Annotated in this window: 14 protein-coding genes; 5 read left to right on the top strand and 9 right to left on the bottom strand. The window is 63.8% G+C overall.

Annotation, left to right across the window (positions count from 1 at the left end; all coding sequences use genetic code 11):
• Positions 1–50: 50 nt before the first annotated feature.
• Together PQR54_RS03685 and murU are read left to right on the top strand one after the other, a co-directional pair.
• Positions 51–1142 carry an aminoglycoside phosphotransferase family protein gene (locus tag PQR54_RS03685; protein WP_408244107.1) on the top strand — a complete coding sequence of 364 codons (1092 nt, stop codon included), beginning with the start codon at positions 51–53 and terminating at the stop codon, positions 1140–1142.
• 3 nt (positions 1143–1145) lie between these two features.
• Positions 1146–1874, top strand: a complete 729-nt coding sequence (gene murU, locus PQR54_RS03680) for an N-acetylmuramate alpha-1-phosphate uridylyltransferase MurU (protein WP_408244106.1) — start codon at positions 1146–1148, stop codon at positions 1872–1874.
• 72 nt (positions 1875–1946) lie between these two features.
• Here murU and PQR54_RS03675 read toward each other — a convergent pair whose 3' ends face one another.
• The gene (locus PQR54_RS03675; protein WP_408244105.1) at positions 1947–3836 is read right to left on the bottom strand and encodes an ABCB family ABC transporter ATP-binding protein/permease; all 1890 of its coding nucleotides are present in this window, start codon (positions 3834–3836) and stop codon (positions 1947–1949) included.
• A 282-nt stretch (positions 3837–4118) separates the two neighbouring features.
• Between PQR54_RS03675 and PQR54_RS03670 the strand changes: the two genes are divergently transcribed.
• On the top strand, positions 4119–4514 hold the full coding sequence (locus PQR54_RS03670) for an acyl-CoA thioesterase (protein WP_116118972.1): 396 nt from the start codon (positions 4119–4121) through the stop codon (positions 4512–4514).
• Positions 4515–4582: 68 nt separating this feature from the next.
• On the opposite strand, the gene PQR54_RS03665 is transcribed toward PQR54_RS03670, so the two are convergent.
• Together PQR54_RS03665 and PQR54_RS03660 are read right to left on the bottom strand one after the other, a co-directional pair.
• Positions 4583–4921: a DUF4148 domain-containing protein gene (locus PQR54_RS03665; RefSeq protein WP_121306653.1), complete on the bottom strand. Its 339-nt coding sequence runs from the start codon at positions 4919–4921 to the stop codon at positions 4583–4585.
• A gap of 193 nt (positions 4922–5114) precedes the next feature.
• Positions 5115–6050 carry a LysR substrate-binding domain-containing protein gene (locus PQR54_RS03660; RefSeq protein WP_408244104.1) on the bottom strand — a complete coding sequence of 312 codons (936 nt, stop codon included), beginning with the start codon at positions 6048–6050 and terminating at the stop codon, positions 5115–5117.
• Positions 6051–6209: 159 nt separating this feature from the next.
• Between PQR54_RS03660 and PQR54_RS03655 the strand changes: the two genes are divergently transcribed.
• Positions 6210–6824 carry a glutathione S-transferase gene (locus tag PQR54_RS03655; RefSeq protein ID WP_408244103.1) on the top strand — a complete coding sequence of 205 codons (615 nt, stop codon included), beginning with the start codon at positions 6210–6212 and terminating at the stop codon, positions 6822–6824.
• A gap of 18 nt (positions 6825–6842) precedes the next feature.
• Here the strand turns inward: PQR54_RS03655 and PQR54_RS03650 are convergent, their stop codons facing one another.
• Positions 6843–9953, bottom strand: coding sequence for a sensor domain-containing protein (locus PQR54_RS03650; protein ID WP_408244102.1), 3111 nt, complete (start codon positions 9951–9953; stop codon positions 6843–6845).
• Positions 9954–10207: 254 nt separating this feature from the next.
• Positions 10208–10684: a nitrate reductase associated protein gene (locus PQR54_RS03645; protein ID WP_408244101.1), complete on the bottom strand. Its 477-nt coding sequence runs from the start codon at positions 10682–10684 to the stop codon at positions 10208–10210.
• 146 nt (positions 10685–10830) lie between these two features.
• Between PQR54_RS03645 and fdhD the strand changes: the two genes are divergently transcribed.
• Positions 10831–11670: a formate dehydrogenase accessory sulfurtransferase FdhD gene (fdhD, locus tag PQR54_RS03640; protein ID WP_408244100.1), complete on the top strand. Its 840-nt coding sequence runs from the start codon at positions 10831–10833 to the stop codon at positions 11668–11670.
• A gap of 34 nt (positions 11671–11704) precedes the next feature.
• On the opposite strand, the gene PQR54_RS03635 is transcribed toward fdhD, so the two are convergent.
• From PQR54_RS03635 to PQR54_RS03620, 4 genes are all read right to left on the bottom strand, one after another.
• Complete coding sequence (locus tag PQR54_RS03635; protein ID WP_408244099.1) at positions 11705–12475, bottom strand: enoyl-CoA hydratase; 771 nt, start codon at positions 12473–12475, stop codon at positions 11705–11707.
• 117 nt (positions 12476–12592) lie between these two features.
• Positions 12593–13792, bottom strand: a complete 1200-nt coding sequence (locus tag PQR54_RS03630; RefSeq protein WP_106281998.1) for an acetyl-CoA C-acyltransferase — start codon at positions 13790–13792, stop codon at positions 12593–12595.
• A 38-nt stretch (positions 13793–13830) separates the two neighbouring features.
• Positions 13831–16266: a 3-hydroxyacyl-CoA dehydrogenase/enoyl-CoA hydratase family protein gene (locus tag PQR54_RS03625; protein ID WP_408244098.1), complete on the bottom strand. Its 2436-nt coding sequence runs from the start codon at positions 16264–16266 to the stop codon at positions 13831–13833.
• A 129-nt stretch (positions 16267–16395) separates the two neighbouring features.
• The gene (locus PQR54_RS03620; RefSeq protein WP_408244097.1) at positions 16396–18183 is read right to left on the bottom strand and encodes an acyl-CoA dehydrogenase C-terminal domain-containing protein; all 1788 of its coding nucleotides are present in this window, start codon (positions 18181–18183) and stop codon (positions 16396–16398) included.
• Between the last annotated feature and the right edge of the window lie 36 nt (positions 18184–18219).

Here is an 18219-nt window from a genome sequence, read left to right as displayed (position 1 = left end):
GGGGTATTATATGGCAAGACGTTGCCCCTCTGAATTTGCCGCCGGTTTTCATGACGCTGCCCCCACTCCAAGACTCTACCGATACCCGTCTCGACCTGCTCAAAGCCTGGCTGAAAGGCCACGCGGCGCGCTATTCGCTCGAGCTCGACACACTTGTCCCGGCTTCGTCCGACGCCAGTTTTCGCCGCTATTTCCGGCTCGCCGGTAAGGCGGCGGAAGGCGAAAGCGACGGCACGCTGATCGCCGTCGATGCCCCGCCGCCCGAAAAGTGCCGCGAATTCGTGCAGGTCGCGCAGTTGCTCGCGGCCGCCAACGTGACGGTGCCGCGTGTGCTGGAGGTCGATTTCGAGGCCGGCTTCATGCTCGTCACCGATCTGGGCACCGCTTCGTACCTCGGCGCCCTGACCGAAGCGCAAAACGCCGATGACCCGCGCCGCGCCCGCGCGCTGATGCGCGACGCGCTCGACGCGCTGATCCGCTGGCAACTTACGTCGCGTGAAGACGTGCTGCCGCCGTTCGACGAAGCCTTCCTGCGCCGCGAGATGGAGTTGATGCCGGAGTGGTTCCTCGGCCGGCATCTGGGCCGCGAAGCAGACGAAAAAGCGGACGAAAAAATCCGTGGCGTGCTCGATCGCACGTTTGCGCTGCTGATCGCGAGCGCTCGCGCGCAGCCGCAAGTCTTCATGCTGCGTGATTTCATGCCGCGCAATCTGATGGTTGCCGCCGAACCGAACCCCGTGAACCCCGGCGTGCTGGACTTTCAGGACGCGGTGTACGGCCCGATCACCTACGACGTCGCCTCGCTGTTGCGCGACGCGTTCCTGAGCTGGGACGAAGAGTTCGAGCTGGATTGCTTCGTGTACTACTGGGAACGGGCGAAAAAAGCCGGCCTGCCGGTCGACCCCGATTTCGGCGAGTTCTACCGCCAGATCGAATGGATGGGTTTGCAGCGGCACATCAAGGTGCTGGGCCTCTTCTGCCGGATCAATTATCGCGACGGCAAGCCGAACTACATGAAGGACCTTCCGCGTTTCATCGGCTATGCGCGCAAGGTTGCCGAGCGCTATGCCCCGCTGCGTCCGTTCGCGAAGCTCCTCGACGATCTCGAAGGCCGCGCGAATGAAGTCGGCTACACCTTCTGACCGATGACGATGTCCCTGAAGAAAGCGATGATTTTCGCGGCCGGACGCGGCGAGCGCATGCGTCCGTTGACCGACACATGCCCCAAGCCTTTGCTCGACGTGGGCGGCAAGCCGCTGATCGTGTGGCAGATCGAACGGCTCGCGCAAGCGGGCTTTCGCACCATTGTGATCAATCATGCATGGCTCGGCGAGCAGATCGAAGCCACGCTCGGCGACGGTTCGCGCTGGCAGGTCGAGTTGCGCTATTCGGCCGAGCGCGAGGCGCTGGAGACTGCGGGCGGCATCGTGCAGGCGTTGCCGCTGCTCGAGGATGGCGGCGCGAGCGAAGTGTTCGTCGCGGTCAGCGGCGACGTGTATGCCGATTTCGATTACGCGACGCTGAATGCGCACGCCGAAAAATTGCAGGCCTTGCCCGAACCGGGCATGCATCTGGTGATGGTGCCGAACCCGGCGTTTCATCCGAACGGCGACTTTGGTCTGGTGGACGGCGGCGCGTTATCGCTCGATGCGCAGCCGCGCTTCACGTTTGGCAATATCGGACTCTACGACACGCGCATGTTCCGCGATCTGCCACGCGGCACGCGGCGCGCGCTCACGCCGTACTATCGCGACACGATTGCTCGCGGTCTCGCGAGCGGCGAGTTGTACGAGGGCTTATGGGAGAACGTCGGTACGCCGGCGCAGTTGGGTGAACTGGATCAGCGGTTGCGCGTGTCAGACGGTAGGAGTTAGAAAGTTCGGCGCTCGGCGCTAGAATTTCGCGCCGCATTGCGCGGGGACGACGCCAGGAATCGCCGCGCAAATTTATCGCCCGCCGTCCCCCGCGCCCACCGTTTCCACCGCCTCCGGCGCCTCCGCCGCGCGTTGCTGCTGCAACGCCCACATCTGCGCGAACAGGCCGTTCGCGCGCAGCAGTTCCGCATGCGTGCCGCGCTCGACGATCCGCCCTTTGTCCATCACGATGATCTGCTGCGCGTGCACCACTGTCGAAAGCCTATGCGCGATGATCAGCGTCGTGCGCTCGCGAGCAATCAGATCGAGTTCGTGCTGAATCGCGCGCTCGGAACGTGAATCGAGCGCGGAGGTCGCTTCGTCGAACAACAGGATCGGCGGATTCTTGAGAATGGTCCGTGCAATCGCCACGCGTTGCTTTTCACCACCGGACAACTTCAGGCCACGTTCGCCGACCGGCGTGTCATAACCCTTCGGCAACCCTTCGATGAACTCGTGAATATGCGCCGCGCGCGCCGCCGCGATCACTTCGTCGCGTGTCGCCGACGGCCGACCGTAAGCGATGTTGTAGTAAATCGAATCGTTGAACAGCACCGTATCCTGCGGCACGATGCCGATCGACGCGCGCAGCGAATCCTGCGTGACGTCGCGAATATCCTGACCGTCGATGGTGATCGCGCCGCCCGTCGCGCGGTCCAGATCGTAGAAGCGGAACATCAGCCGCGCGAGGGTCGATTTGCCCGAACCGCTATGGCCGACCACCGCCGTCGTGGTGCCGGCGGGAATCGTAAAGCTCACGTCGTGCAGAATCTGGCGCGCCGGTTCGTACGCGAAGTTCACCCTTTCGAAGCGCACCTGCGCGCCGGACACACGCAATGCGGGCGCGTCCTCGAGATCGGGCACTTCCTGCGCGGCGCCGAGCAGCGTGAACATGCGGTCCATATCGGTGAGGCTTTGCTTCAATTCGCGATACACCACGCCCAGAAAGTTCAGCGGAATATAAAGCTGCAGCATGAAGGTGTTGATCAGCACCAGATCGCCGAGCGTGAGACGCCCGGCCATCACGCCTTGCGTGGCGCGCCACAGAATGAACACGAGCCCGGTGCCGATAATCGCCTGCTGCCCGAAGTTCAACGCCGACAGCGAGCGCTGCGACTTGATCGCCGCCGTCCGATAGCGCTTGAGGTTTTCGTCGTAACGGCTCGCTTCCCACTCTTCGTTGCCGAAGTATTTGACCGTCTCGTAGTTCAGCAGCGAATCGATCGCGCGCGAATTCGCCTTCGAATCGAGATCGTTCATGGTGCGACGAAAATGCGTCCGCCACTCCGTGACCTTCACCGTGAACACGATATACACGGCCAGCGCAATGAACGTGACCACCGCGTAATACGCTTCGTATTTGACGACGAAAAAGCCGAGCACGAGCCCGACTTCGACGAGCGTCGGCAGAATGCTGTACAGCGAATACGAGATCAGTTGCGTGATGCCGCGAGTACCGCGTTCGATATCGCGCGACATGCCGCCCGTCTGCCGTTCAAGATGAAAGCGCAGCGACAGCGCATGCAGATGGCGAAACACTTTAAGCGCCAGTTGGCGCACCGCGCTTTCGGTCACCTTCGAAAACAGAATCTCGCGCAGTTCGGTAAACAGCGATGTGGACAGCCGCACCACCGCATACGCGACCACCAGCAGGCCGACGCCGCCCAGCAGCACGATGCCAGGCGAATCGTGCGCGCGGCCGAGCGCGGTGAGATGCTGCACCGAGGCGAGGCCGTCGACGATCCGCTTCATCACGATCGGCACGCCGAGATTGGCGACCTTCGCGCCGATCAGGCAACTCAGCGCGAAGCCGACGCGCCATTTATAGGTGGCGAGATACGGCAGCAACGAGAGGATCGTCTGCCAGTCGTTGCGCGGCTGGGTGGAGATCGGGGAAGGTTCGGACGAGGGCGTGCGGCGCATGGGGATCGGCTGGGGAGAGTGTGGAATGCCGGAGTTCGCAGCGGCGCGCCGACGGCGGCGTGCCTGCCCGGCACACTGCTTCGTCGCGCGACCTCGCTGGGCGCTTTCCCGTACAATTCCTGATCTTTCTATTGTCGCAGAAGCCGGCTGGCGCCGCTTTTCATGGGTTCGCCCGCCGTAGGTGGCACGTTGGCCGCGCGGTGCGTGCCGTACCGTTGTCGTGAAATCCCCCGCCTGCCGGTCGAGCCGACCGAGCCAACACGTTTCTCAAGGGTGCCCCCGATGACCGATATTCTTCAACTCCCGCAAAAGCACTGCGCGCTGCGCGTCGTGCCTCAGCCCTCGGACGCGAACGTCCACGGTGACGTGTTCGGCGGCTGGATCATGGCGCAGGTGGACATTGCCGGCTCGATTCCTGCGAGCCGCCGCGCCAACGGGCGGGTGGCGACCATCGCGGTCAATTCGTTCGTGTTCAAGCAGCCGGTGTTCGTCGGCGATCTGCTGAGTTTCTACGCGGATATCGTCAAGACGGGTAACACGTCGGTCACCGTGGCGGTCGAGGTCTACGCACAGCGCATGAGCCTGACCGAAGATCTCGTGAAGGTTACCGAAGCCACGCTGACCTACGTCGCCACCGATAGCGACCGCCGTCCGCGCGCGCTGCCGGTACTGGACTGAGCGCCCTTACTGCGCACAATGAAAAACGAGGCGCCGCGGCGCCTCGTTTTTTCAACCGTAATTCCGGGTCACTGGCTCGCTGCCTGGCCGATTCCCGCCTTCTTCTGCGCCTTCTGAATGTCGTTCGGATAGTTCGGATCGGTGCTCGACGGCTGATAGCCGTTGGCTTCCAGCTTCTTCAACTCGGCGTTTTTCTTCGCCCGCGCCTGCTTGCGCGCGGCCTTGCGCTGAGCTTTGGTGGACGGCGCCGCTTTCGATGCGGCCGACGGAACCGCCGCGTCAGAATCGTTCCCCGCCGGACCGCCACCGCCGCCGCCGCTTTGTGCGAACGCCGGCGCGGCACAAGCCACGCTCAGTACAACCGATGCCAGCAACACAGACAGTTTCTTTGCAGGTGACGACGTCATTGTTCTCTCCAGTCGAATCAGTCAGATTGGGATAGTCGATGGCGCAACGCCCATGACCTAGTGCAAGCAGCGAAAATCGGGCGCAACGCCACGTGAATCGGTGCTTCGTGGTTCCCAGCGCGGTCTGAGATGGGAACCACGAATATAGCCGACCGAAACCCACGCGCAAACGGTTTCTGCAAATGAGTACGGGCTAACCCGCACGAAGCGCTGCCGCTGGCGCGCCGCTGCTGCTGCGCAAATAGGTGTCGACCTGCCCTTCGATCCACTGCGCGAAATGCGTCTGCGAGGCATTGAGCATTTCGCGTTGCTGCCAGACCAGCCAATAGGGATAACGGTATGGCACACGGATATCGGTGATCTGCACCAGTTCGCCGCGCGCCAACGCATACGCAACCAGGCTCCGCCGTTCGAGCGCGACGCCCTGGCCCTGCAACACGGCGCCGATCACGATGTTCGAGTCGTTCGCCGACAACACCACGGCGCCCTCGGCCGGCTCCGCCACCTGCGCCGCCTGACACCAGTCGTGCCACGGCGTATCGGGACTCGAAATGAGCGGACAGGCCAGCACTTCTGCCGCGTTCAAAGGCAAGCGGCCATACGGCGCCAGCGCGAAATGCGGTGCGGCGACCACCACCATCTCGTCGTCGAAGAGTTTCTGTTGCGCGACGTCCGGCCAGTGCCCCTGCCCCATGCGAATGCCGATGTCGCTGGCGCCCTGGCGGAAATCCTCGACCTGCAAACTCGTCTGCAAGCGAATCCGGTAGTACGGATGCGCGTCGCGAAAGCTGCCGAGGCGCGGCACGAGCCAATGCTGTGCGAACGACGGCAAAGTGGTGATTACCAACTCGCTTTCGTGCGGGCGCGCCTGCGCGCGTCGCGTCGCATGGGTGATGTCGCGCAACGCCATGCGGATGTCGAGCGCGTAAAGCCGTCCTTCCTCGGTCAACCGCAGCCCACGCGCCTCGCGCATGAACAGCGCGACGCCCATCGAATCTTCCAGCACTTTGATCTGCTGGCTCACCGCCGAGTGCGTGACGTGCAACTCCCGCGCGGCTTGGGTCACGCCGCCCAAACGGGCGACGGCCTCAAAGCAGCGCAGTGCGGTTAAAGGCGGGATCGGTTTCATGTAAGAAATTCTGACGTAAATCGTCGTTAATTGTCGCTTTTTTTGCGCTGCGGAGATGCTTAATCTATCGGTTCGATGCGCCTCGGCCTACGCCGGAAGCGGAACGCGCGGCCACGAAGAGCTAGGGCGCGCCATGATAGATGTTCTAACGGGAATGAGATGAAACTGATCGGAATGCTGGATTCGCCCTACGTACGCCGGGTCGCTATCTGCCTCAAATTGCTGAAGCTCGAATTCGAGCACGAGTCGATTTCGGTGTTCAGCACCTACGAGCAGTTCGCGAAAATTAACCCCGTCGTCAAGGCGCCCACGCTGATCGCCGACAACGGCCAGACCGTGATGGATTCGACGGTGATTCTCCAGTACCTCGCCACGCTCGCCGGGCCGAACCAGCGGCTTTTCCCGACGCGTCCCGACGCCGCCTTGCGCGCCGCCCGCCTCACCGGTCTCGCGCTCGCCGCGTGCGAGAAGACCGTGCAGATCGTCTACGAACGCAATCTGCGTCCGGCGGACAAGCAGCATGAGCCGTGGGTCGATCGCGTGAGCACGCAGTTGTTCGCCGCTTACGCCGAACTCGAACGCGAGCTCGCGGCGGCCGCCCTGCCGATCGAAGCCAACCAGTTCGACGCCGCCGACGTCACCGTGGCAGTCGCCTGGCACTTCACGCAGCTGATGCTGCCGGGCATGGTCAGCAAGACGGAGCATCCGTTCCTGCAGTCGTTCTCCGAACTGGCGGAAAGTCTGCCGGTTTTCCTGAGCACGCCGGCGGAGTAAGCGCCGCGGCGTGAGCGCTCAAACCGTCGCCAGCTCACGCCCCACGCCACCTTGCAGCAACTCGGAGATCGCGTCCGTCGATAACGGCTTCGCGAAGTAGAACCCCTGCATCTCGTCGCACGCGCGCTCTTTCAGGAAGTCGAGTTGCGCGGACGTCTCCACGCCTTCGGCGATCACCTGCAACTTCAGCGAATGCGCGAGTGCGATGATCGCCGAGGTGATCGTCTCGTCGTCGCCGGACACGCCGATGTCGGACACGAACGAGCGGTCGATCTTCAGCCGATCCACCGGGAAGCGCTTCAGATAGCTGAGACTCGAATAGCCGGTGCCGAAGTCGTCGATGGCGAGGCCGATGCCGAGCGCGTGCAGTTCGTTGAGCATCGACACCGCTTCTTCGGCGTTGCGCATGATGGTGCTTTCGGTCAATTCGAGTTCGAGGTATTGCGGCTCGAGACCGGTCTCGGCCAGCACCTGCATGACCAGCTTGGCGATGTCGCGCTGCTGGAACACCCGCGCCGACAGATTCACCGACACGCGCGCCGGCGGCAAGCCTTCGTCCTGCCAGGCCTTGTTCTGGCGGCACGCCTCGCGCAGCACCCATTCCGAAAGCGGCCCGATCAGCCCGCTTTCTTCGGCGACCGGAATGAACGACGACGGCGGCACCAATCCGACTTCCGGATCGCGCCAGCGCACCAGCGCCTCGGTGCCGACAATCTGGCCGCTCTCGATATCCACTTGCGGCTGGTAGTGCAGCAGGAATTCGTTGTCACGCAAAGCGCGGCGCAAACGCCGTTCGAGATTCAGGCGCGCGCCCGCGCTCGCGTTCATCTCCGGCTGATAGAACTGGAAGGTGTTGCGACCCATGTCCTTCGCGCGATACATCGCGAGGTCGGCCTTCTTCATCAGCGTTTCGGCGTCTTCGCCGTCTTGCGGGAACAGGCTCGCGCCCATGCTGCAACCCACGTACAGTTCGGTGCCGTCGAGCCAGACCGGCTCGGAGATCGACGCGCGCACGCGCTCCATCCAGGCGATCAGCGACTGTTCGTCGACGGTGTCGGTCATCACGATCACGAACTCGTCGCCGCCGTGCCGCGCCACCGTATCGCTCGTGCGCGTGCAGCGCGCGAGGCGCTCGGCGACCACGCCGAGCAGCCGGTCGCCGACACTGTGGCCGAGGCTGTCGTTGACGTTCTTGAAACCGTCCAGATCCATGAACACGACCGCGACGCCCTTGTGATGCCGTTGCGCGACGATCAACGCATGCTGCAGGCGATCGCGCAGCAGATTGCGGTTCGGCAGGCGCGTGAGGCTGTCGTAGTTGGCCTGGTATTCGAGCTGTTCCTGATAGCGCATCAGATCGGTCACGTCGTTGATCACGCCGATGTGGTGCGTGATCATGCCGTCCTGATTCGGCACCGGCGCGATGAAGAGCTGATTCCAGAACAGCGCGCCGTCCTTGCGATAGTTGCGCACCACCGCGCTGACTTCGCGATTCGCCGCCAGCGCCTGACGGATCAGCGCGACGCCTTCCTGGTCGCGGTCATCGCGCTGCAATACGCGGCAATCGTGGCCGATCACCTCGGCGGCGTCGTAGCCGGTGATGCGCATGAACGCCGGGTTCACGTATTCGATCAGATTGCCGTTGGGCGACGGCGCGGTGATCAAAATCGCGTTGACGCTCGCATCGAGCGCGCGGCTTTGCAGGCGCAACGCAAGATCGGCGCGCTTGCGCTCGGTAATGTCCGTGTAGGAACCGAGCACGCCGATCACGCGGCCGTCGCCGTCGGTGAATGGCAGCTTGCTCGTGACGGTGGTGCGGTGCACGCCGTCGATCACCAGATCGACTTCGAAGTTCATCTTCGGCACACCGGTGCTCACCACTTCCTTGTCGTGGTCGTTGAGCAGCGTCGAGAAGTCGCGCCACGGCATGTCGGCGTCGCTCTTGCCCACCACCTGCTCCGGATACGCAAGCCCGGCATCGCGCGCAAAGGCCATGTTGCAGCCGAGATAGCGCGACTCCATGTCCTTCCAGAAAATGCGCTGCGGAATATTGTCGATCACCGCTTCGAGCATCTGGTTCGAACGCTGTGCTTCGGCTTCGGCGTTGATCTGGTCGGTGACGTCGTCGGCGAGCACGAAGAACGCGGCGCGGCCCAAGAAGTTCAGCGCGTGATACGAAATGTCGGCGCTGATCGTCGAGCCGTCTTTGCGCCGGTGATGCCAGATACCCGCCATGGTGCGGCCGTGCTGACCTGCGTCGCTGCGCTGCAAATGCGATTCGAGGCGCGAGATTTCGCCGTTCGGGCGGATCGCGCGAATCGTCATGCCGAGAAATTCGCTTTCGGTGTAGCCGTATTGCTGGATCGCGGCCGCGTTGACAGCGAGAAAGCGCAGCGTCTCGCGATCGAAGATGTACATCGGCACCGGATGCTCGTCGAACAGGCCGCGAAAGCGTTCGTCGTGGCGGCCGAGCGCGCGCACACTGCGCAGCTTCTCGCGCGCGCTGTTTTCGCGGGCGCCGAACGTGAAGATCAGCAGCACGCTGCCGCCCAGCATGGTCACGATCAGCAGGAACATCGCCCGCTGCGTTTCGCTCGCCGACGCCGCGAGCGACGCCTGCAAGGCATGGTTCTCCGCGCCGCGCAGTGCGGCGAGGCCCGCTTCGACGCGATCGAGGCCAAGCCCGAGATGGGTGTAGGTCGAGGCCGCCCATGCGCGCGAGGCGTCCGGCCCGGCAGCGGCGCTCCTGAGCAGCGCGTCGTCGATGTCGTGTTGCAACGCGTGGCTGTCCGCGCTCAGCTTCGCGAGCGCGTCGAGCATGGCGGGTTCGCCGGCCAGCTCATTGCGCAGGTCGCGCTCCAGACCCGCGAGCGTCGTCGCCATCGCAGCGGCCGCGCTGGCCGGCGCCGACTCGCCCGACGCCTCGAAGCGGCCGAGCGCGGCCAGGCCGCCGTCGAGCGCCGTATGGTAGGCGTCGAGGTGCTGGCGCACGCTCGTCGAACGCAGCATGCGCGCGTCGGCGTCGCGTTGACCGCAGATCTGCGTATAGGCGACGAACGCGTTCGCGCCGATCGCCGCGGCGACGACCGCGAGGTTGATCAGCAGCCGCTTCGATAAAAAAGGAGTCATGGGTTCCGAACGTCAATCGTTCTGCGGGCGGGAGCGCGCGGTCGCGGCCGATGCGTCGGGCCGCATCGATACGAGTCTCTTTACGCGCCAACCCATGGATAACGGCAGAGTCCGGAACAGATTGAGGGTAGTGAGTGAAAAAAACCTGGCGAGCCGCGGCTGGCGGTTGATGTTGCCCCGGCGCGGGCATGCCGGAGGCGCGAGCTAGCCACGCGTGTGGCCGCGCCTAGCCGGCCGCGCCTAGCCGGCCGCGCCTAGCCGGCCGCGCCAAATTCCTTCATGGCCGGGACGAAGTCGTGATTGGCCTCCGGCTTGCGCGACAGCTTGGCGAGCACGTAGCGCTTGAACGGCTCAAGTTCGGCCCACTGGGCGACGCCCGGCGCGGCGATACCGGCCAGTTGCGCCTGATGCGAGATGCCTTCAGGCACACTGTCCGTGCGGCGCCAGGCCGGCGCTTCCTCGGGCGTGAACCACTCCGGCTCGATGTTCGCGTGGGTGCGCAGCATTTCGAACAGGGCATGATCGAAATTCGGCTCGATTTCCGCGTCTTCCTCGACCGGGAAACGCGCCAGCAGCTTGCGGTCTTCGAGCGGCAGCGTTTGCCATTGATCGAGCGAGATGCGCAACCCGAACCGGTCGAGATTGAAGCGCACCGACATCGGGATGTAGGTGAAATTCTCCGAAGACTCGACCTCGAAGTTGAACAGAAGCGGTGCTTCGTTGAGTCCCATGACTATGTCCCTCTTGGATGGCGGCAACACGCAAGCCCGGCTTGGGGTATTTTAGAACCTTATTCGCGCGACGGCGGCACGGCCGGCGGCAACCTGCCGGACCGTCAACCGCTCGCGCGGGCGGCATGACACAGGAGTGAACTAGCTTGAACGAACTGGAAACAGCCGGGCAACCGGGCGCGGTGGAGCGCCAGGTGCACCGGCATCGCGGCGCGGCGGTCGAAACCGTCATTGACCACGTTGGTCAGGAATGGCCGGTCGCGCTCGTCTTCAACGGCATTTCGCATGCGGTGATGATGTGCACGCCGCGCGATCTGGAAGCGTTTGCGGTCGGATTCGCGATTTCGGAAGGGATCGTGGAGCGCGGCAGCGACATTCAGGACATCGAGGTCGAACTGCATGATGACGGCGAATTGCCGCATGCCGAAGTGCAGTTGCAAGTGGTGCAACAGGCGTTCGTCGCGCTGAAGGAGAAGCGCCGCGCGCTCGCCGGGCGCACTGGCTGCGGCGTGTGCGGCATCGAAAGCATCGATTTGCTGGATCTGCAGCCGGAGCGTGTAGCGGATACCGGTTTCCTGCAGCGGCTCGCGCCGGACGCGATCGCGCGCGCCGCCCGCGATTTGCCCGAGCATCAGGCGTTGACGCGGCTGACCGGCGGTCTGCATGCCGCCGCGTGGTGCGACGCCCAGGGCGCGATCCGCTACGCGTTCGAGGACGTCGGCCGCCACAATGCGCTCGACAAGCTGATCGGCCAGCTGGTGCTCGACCGTGCGGATACCAAAGAGGGTTTTGTGTTTCTGTCGAGCCGCGCCAGCTACGAGCTGGTGCGCAAGGCCGCTCGCGTCGACGTGCCGATGGTTGCCACGATCTCGGCGCCGTCGTCGCTGGCGATCACGATTGCGCGCAAGGCGGGCGTGCGGCTGGTGAGCTTCTGTCGCGAGAAAAGCTACGTCGACTACGATACCTTGCAACCGCCGCAGCCTTGAGCAGCCAACGCGCCTGAAGCGCCCCGCACGCCGCTCAATCAAACTGCCGGAAGTCCGGCTTGCGCTTCTCGAAGAACGCCTTGAACGCCTCGCGCGCTTCGGCCGCGAGCAGCATCTTGCCAAAATGCACGGCTTCTTCGGACATCTGCGTTTGCAGTTCCTGGTGGCTCGCGCGCTTCATCAAACTCTTCGTCACGCGCAACGACGAAGCCGGCAACGCGGCCAGCTTCGCGACTTGCGAAGCGGCGAACGCATCGACTTCGGCGGCGGGCAGCACGCGATTCACGAAGCCCATGCGCTGCGCCTCGGCGGCATCGAACGCTTCGCCGAGCAGTAGTTTCTCCGCCGCCGCCTGATAGCCCGCCGCGCGCTGCAACAGCAGGCTCGATGCCGCTTCCGGACACAAACCGAGTTGCGTGAACGGCAGCGAGAAGCTCGCGGTATCGGCCGCGTAGACCAAGTCGCAATGCAGCAGCAGGGTCGTGCCGATGCCGACCGCCGAGCCCGCCACCGATGCCACCACCGGCTTTTCCGCCGAACTGATCGCGCGCAGGAACTGGAACACCGGCGCGTGTTCGCCCATCGGCGGCGTCTTCATGAAATCTTCGAGATCGTTGCCCGCGCTGAAAATGCCCGCGCTGCCGCGAATCAGGATCGCGCGCACGGCGGCGTCGCCTTGCGCTTCGACCAGCGCGTCGGCCATCGTCTGATACATGGCGGCCGTGATCGCGTTTTTCTTGTCGGGCCGGTTGAAGGCAATCGTCAGCACGCCGTCGGCGCGCTCGACCAGAATATCCATCGTCATCTCCTCGTACTCCTGCTGAGAATGTAAAAACGGTTCGCAAGCGGGTGGCCTGCGAACCGTTCTGCGGTCCTCAACGCGTACACGCGAGGACCGAAGCGAACATCGGGGTGAACGTGGTCACAGGCGCTCGATGATGCCCGCCGCGCCCATGCCCGTGCCGACGCACATCGTCACCATGCCGTACTTGTAATTACGGCGGCGCAAGCCATGCACCACGGTCGACGCACGAATCGCGCCCGTCGCGCCCAGCGGGTGGCCGAGAGCGATCGCGCCGCCGAGCGGGTTGATCTTCGCCGGATCGAGACCGAGGTCCTGAATCACCGCCAGCGATTGCGCGGCGAACGCTTCGTTAAGCTCGATCCAGTCGAGGTCGTCGATCTTCAGGCCGGCGGCCTTCAGCGCGGCCGGAATCGCTTCCTTCGGACCGATGCCCATGATTTCCGGCGGCACGCCGCGCACGGCGAAGCTGACGAAACGCGCGAGCGGCGTGAGGTTGAATTCCTTCAGCATCTTTTCCGACACGACGATCAGCGCGCCCGCGCCGTCCGAAGTTTGCGAGCTGTTGCCCGCCGTCACCGAACCCTTGTTCGCGAACACCGCGCGCAGTTTGGCGAGACCTTCGAGCGACGTTTCCGCGCGCGGACCTTCGTCGAGCGACACTTCGCGGGTCTTCACGCGGACTTCGCCAGTCGCGAGATCGGGGAAGCGCTCCGTGATTGTGTACGCAGCGATCTCGTCGTTGAACTCGCCGGCTTGCTGCGCCGCGATCGCGCGGCGGTGCGATTCAACCGAGAACGCGTCCTGCGCTTCGCGGCTGATCTTCCAGCGCTCGGCGACTTTCTCCGCCGTCAGGCCCATGCCGTACGCGATGCCGATGTCTTCATTGCGATCGAAGATATGCGGCGACATGGACGGCTTGTTGCCCATCATCGGCACCATGCTCATCGATTCGCAGCCGCCCGCGATCATCGCGTCCGACTCGCCGACGCGGATGCGGTCGGCGGCCATCGCGAGCGCGGTCAGGCCGGACGCGCAAAAACGGTTCACCGTCACGCCGCCGACGCTATTCGGCAGGCCGGCCAGCAGCGCGCCCATGCGCGCGACGTTCAATCCTTGTTCCGCTTCCGGAATCGCACAGCCGATGATCGCGTCTTCGATCACCTTGGTGTCGAGGCCGGGCACTTGCGCCACGGCCGACTTGAGCGCGTGCACCAGCAGTTCGTCGGGGCGCGTGTTCTTGAACATCCCGCGCGGCGCCTTGCCGATCGGCGTGCGGCTCGCGGCGACGATGTATGCGTCTTGCAATTGCTTTGCCATTTTGAGGCTCTCCTTTGTCCGGTACGTAGTCGATTGCGTTAATTACGCACCGGCTTGCCGGTTTGCAGCATGCCCATGATCCGTTCCTGCGTCTTTTGCGTGCCGAGCAGATCGACGAACGCGCGACGCTCGAGTTGCAGCAGCCATTCCTCATCGACCAGACTGCCCGCTTCCACATCACCGCCGCACACCGCTTCCGCGATACGGCTCGCGATCAGGAAATCGTGCTCGCTGATGAAACGGCCGTCGCGCATATTGACGAGCGACGCCTTGATGGTCGCGATCGCCGAACGCCCAGCCACAGGCACCTGCGTAACCCGCAGCGGCGGACGATAACCCGCCGCCGACAGCGCGCGCGCTTCCTTCTTCGCAACGTCGAGCAGTTCGAACACGTTGAAGACGATCGTGTCCGAAGGCTTCAGGTAGCCCATCGCGCGGGCGTCGAGCGCGGAGGCCGAGACCTTCGCCATCGCCGCGTTTTCGAACGACTTCTGCACGAATTTCAGCAGGTCGTTGGTCGCGCCCACTTGCGTCGCCGCTTCCGCCGCGCGCAATGCCGCTTCCTTCAGGCCGCCGCCCGCGGGCACGAGACCCACGCCGACTTCCACCAGACCGAAATAGCTTTCGATGTGCGCAACGCGCTTCGCGCTGTGCAGCGCCAGCTCGCAGCCACCGCCGAGCGCGATGCCCGACACGGCCGAGATGACCGGCACGCTGGCGTACTTCACGCGCAGCATGCCTTGCTGGAATTTCTTCACGAACGGCTCGATGCCCTTCGCGCCGCCCATCATGAACGCCGGCATCGCTTCTTCGAGGTTGGCGCCCGCGGAGAACGGACCGCCCGGCGTGCCGAGTTTCAGCGACGTCGGCTGCCACACCACCAGACCCTTGTAGTCCTTCTCGGCCAGTTCGATTGCCTGCGTCAGACCGTCGATCACCGAAGGTCCGATCGTGTTCATCTTGCTCTTGAACGACACGATCAGCACGTCGTTCTCGCCCGCGCGATCGTCGACCCATGCGCGCACGGCGTCGGTTTCGAACAGCGTCTTGCCGTAGGTTTTCGGATCAGCCCTGGTTTCGCCGACCAGCGGCGCACGGAACACCTGCTTGTCGTAGACCGACAGCGACGAGCGCGGCACGAACGTCTTCGAAGCCGGCGACCACGAACCTTCGTTCGTATGCACGCCGCCCTGCTCGGCCACCGGCCCTTCGAGCACCCACGACGGCAGCGGTACGTTCGAGAGCGCCTTGCCCGCCGCGATATCTTCCTGCACCCATTCGGCGACCTGTTTCCAGCCGGCCGTCTGCCAGCCTTCGAATGGACCTTCGTTCCAACCGAAGCCCCAACGGATCGCCAGATCGACGTCGCGCGCGTTGTCAGCGATCGATTCCAGATGCACGCCGATGTAGTGATACACGTCGCGGAAAATCGCCCACAGGAACTGAGCCTGCGGATGCTGCGATTCGCGCAGCAGCTTCAGACGCTCCGCCGGCGGGCGCTTCAGAATGCGGCCGACCAGTTCGTCGGCCTTCGCGCCGCCGTCGACGTACTCGCCCGTCTTCGGGTCGAGCACCTTGATCGCCTTGCCTTCCTTCTTGTAGAACCCGCCGCCGGTCTTCTGACCGAGCGCGCCCTTCTTCACGAGTTCAGCCAGCACGGCCGGCGTTTCGTAGACCGGGAAGAAGGGATCGTCCTTCAGCGTGTCCTGCATCGTCTTGATGACGTGCGCCATCGTGTCGAGGCCGACCACATCGGCGGTACGGAACGTGGCCGACTTCGCGCGGCCCAGACGCGCGCCGGTCAGGTCGTCCACTTCGTCGAAACGCAGGCCGAATTTCGCGGCTTCGGTCACGACGGCGAGAATCGAAAAAATCCCCACGCGGTTAGCGATGAAGTTCGGCGTGTCTTTGGCACGGACGACGCCCTTGCCGACTACGCTCGTCAGGAACGATTCGAGTTGATCGAGGATTTCCGGACGCGTGGTCGCGGTCGGGATCAACTCGACCAGATGCATGTAACGCGGCGGATTGAAGAAGTGCACGCCGCAGAAGCGCGCTTTCAGTTCATCCGAGAAACCTTCCGACAGCGCCGTGATCGACAGACCCGACGTGTTGGTCGCGAAGATCGCGTTCGGCGCGAGATGCGGCGCGACCTTTTTGTACAGGTCGTGCTTCCAGTCCATGCGTTCGGCAATGGCTTCGATCACGAGGTCGCATTCGGCGAGCTTCTCGATGTCGTCGTCGTAGTTCGCGGGCTGGATGTATTGCGCGTCGTCCTTCACGCCGAACGGCGCCGGCGACAGCTTCTTCAGATTCTCGATCGCCTTCAGCGCGATCGCGTTCTTCGGGCCTTCTTTTGCGGGCAGATCGAACAGCAGCACGGGCACCTTGGCGTTGATCAGGTGCGCGGCGATCTGCGCGCCCATCACGCCGGCGCCGAGCACGGCTACCTTGCGAATGATCAGATTGCTCACGTCGTTCCTCCGGGGAGTTATGCGATGTCGCGAAGCCTCATGGGACGCTTCGCGAAGTATGGCTGACGGCAGGCGCCGCGGGTTTCGACACGCGCGACGCCTGCGTTGATGTTTGCCTGAGGCCTGGGTTTAGAACAACGCTTCTTCGACGTCCATCAGCGACTTCGAGCCTGCGCGCGCCTGACGGATCGTCATGGCCGTTTCCGGCAGCAGCTTGGCGAAGTAGAAGCGAGCGGTGGCGAGCTTCGCCTTGTAGAACGGATCGCCCGAGGCTTCCTTATCGAGCGCGACGCGTGCCATGCGGGCCCAGAAGTACGAGAACACCAGGTGACCGACGGTGCGCAGATACGGCACGGCGGCGGCGCCCACTTCGTCCGGGTTCTGCATGGCCTTCATGCCGATTTCCATCGTCAGCTTCTGCACCTTTTCACCGATGTCGGCGAGCGGGTTGATGAACTCCTGCATTTCCGGCTTCACACCTTCGGCTTCGACGAAATCGGACACCAGCTTGCCGAACTTCTTCATCTTCGCGCCCATGTCGCCGAGGATCTTGCGGCCGAGCAGGTCCAGCGCCTGAATCGCGTTGGTGCCTTCGTAGATCATGTTGATGCGCGCGTCGCGCACGTACTGCTCCATGCCCCACTCGGCGATGAAACCGTGGCCGCCGTAGATCTGCATGGCGTGGTTGGTGCTCTCGAACGCGTTGTCGGACAGGAACGCCTTCAGGATCGGCGTGAGCAGCGCGACGAGGTCGGCGGCTTCCTTGCGCACCGATTCGTCAGCATGCGACAGTTCCTTGTCGATATGCAGCGCGGACCAGTACGAGAAGGCGCGCGCGGCTTCGGCGTAGGCCTTCTGCGTGAGCAGCATGCGGCGCACATCCGGATGCACGATGATCGGGTCGGCCGCCTTTTCGGGCGCCTTCGGGCCGGTCAGCGAACGCATCTGCAGACGCTCTTTCGCGTACGTCAGCGAGTTCTGATAACCGATTTCGGTCAGCCCCAGGCTCTGCATGCCGACGCCCAGACGCGCGGCGTTCATCATCACGAACATCGCGTTCAAGCCTTTGTTCGGCTCGCCGACGAGCCAACCCTTGGCGTTGTCGAGGTTGATCACGCAGGTCGCGTTGCCGTGAATGCCCATCTTGTGTTCGATGGAACCGCACTTCACGCCGTTGCGCTCGCCCGGTTCGCCCGCTTCGTTCGGTACGAACTTCGGCACGATGAAGAGCGAAATGCCCTTGGTGCCGTTCGGTGCGCCCGGCAGACGTGCGAGCACCAGGTGAACGATGTTCTCCGCGAGATCGTGTTCGCCGCTGGAGATGAAAATCTTCGTGCCGCTGATCGCGTACGAGCCGTCGCTGTTCGGTTCGGCCTTGGTGCGCAGGATGCCGAGGTCGGTGCCGCAATGCGGCTCGGTCAGACACATCGTGCCGGTCCAGACGCCGGCGACCAGCTTCGGCAGATAGCGCTGCTGCAACTCCGGCGTGCCGTGCGCGTGCAGACATTCGTACGCGCCGTGCGAGAGGCCGGGGTACATGGTCCACGCCTGATTCGCCGAGTTCAGCATTTCATACAGCGCGTTGTTGACGAACGCGGGCAGGCCCTGGCCGCCGTATTCCGGATCGCAGCCCAGCGCGGGCCAGCCGGCTTCGACGTATTGTTTGTAGGCTTCCTTGAAGCCCTTCGGCGTGGTCACGACGCCGTCGCCGACATACGTGCAGCCTTCCTGATCGCCGCTGTGGTTGAGCGGGAACAGCACTTCCGAGCAGAACTTGCCGGCTTCTCCGAGCACCGCGTTGATCGTGTCGGTATCGAGATCCGCGTGCTTCGGCATCTGCTTGATTTCGGCTTCGACGTTAAGCAGTTCGTGCAACACGAATTGCATGTCGCGCAGCGGCGCGGCGTACTGTCCCATGACTCTCTCCCAAGTTTGACAAGAAGCCAGGCCGTT

The sequence above is a fragment of the Paraburkholderia phytofirmans genome, from assembly GCF_046028095.1.
GTDB classification, from domain to species: domain Bacteria; phylum Pseudomonadota; class Gammaproteobacteria; order Burkholderiales; family Burkholderiaceae; genus Paraburkholderia; species Paraburkholderia phytofirmans_A.
This window is presented reverse-complemented; position numbering and strand designations above follow the sequence as displayed.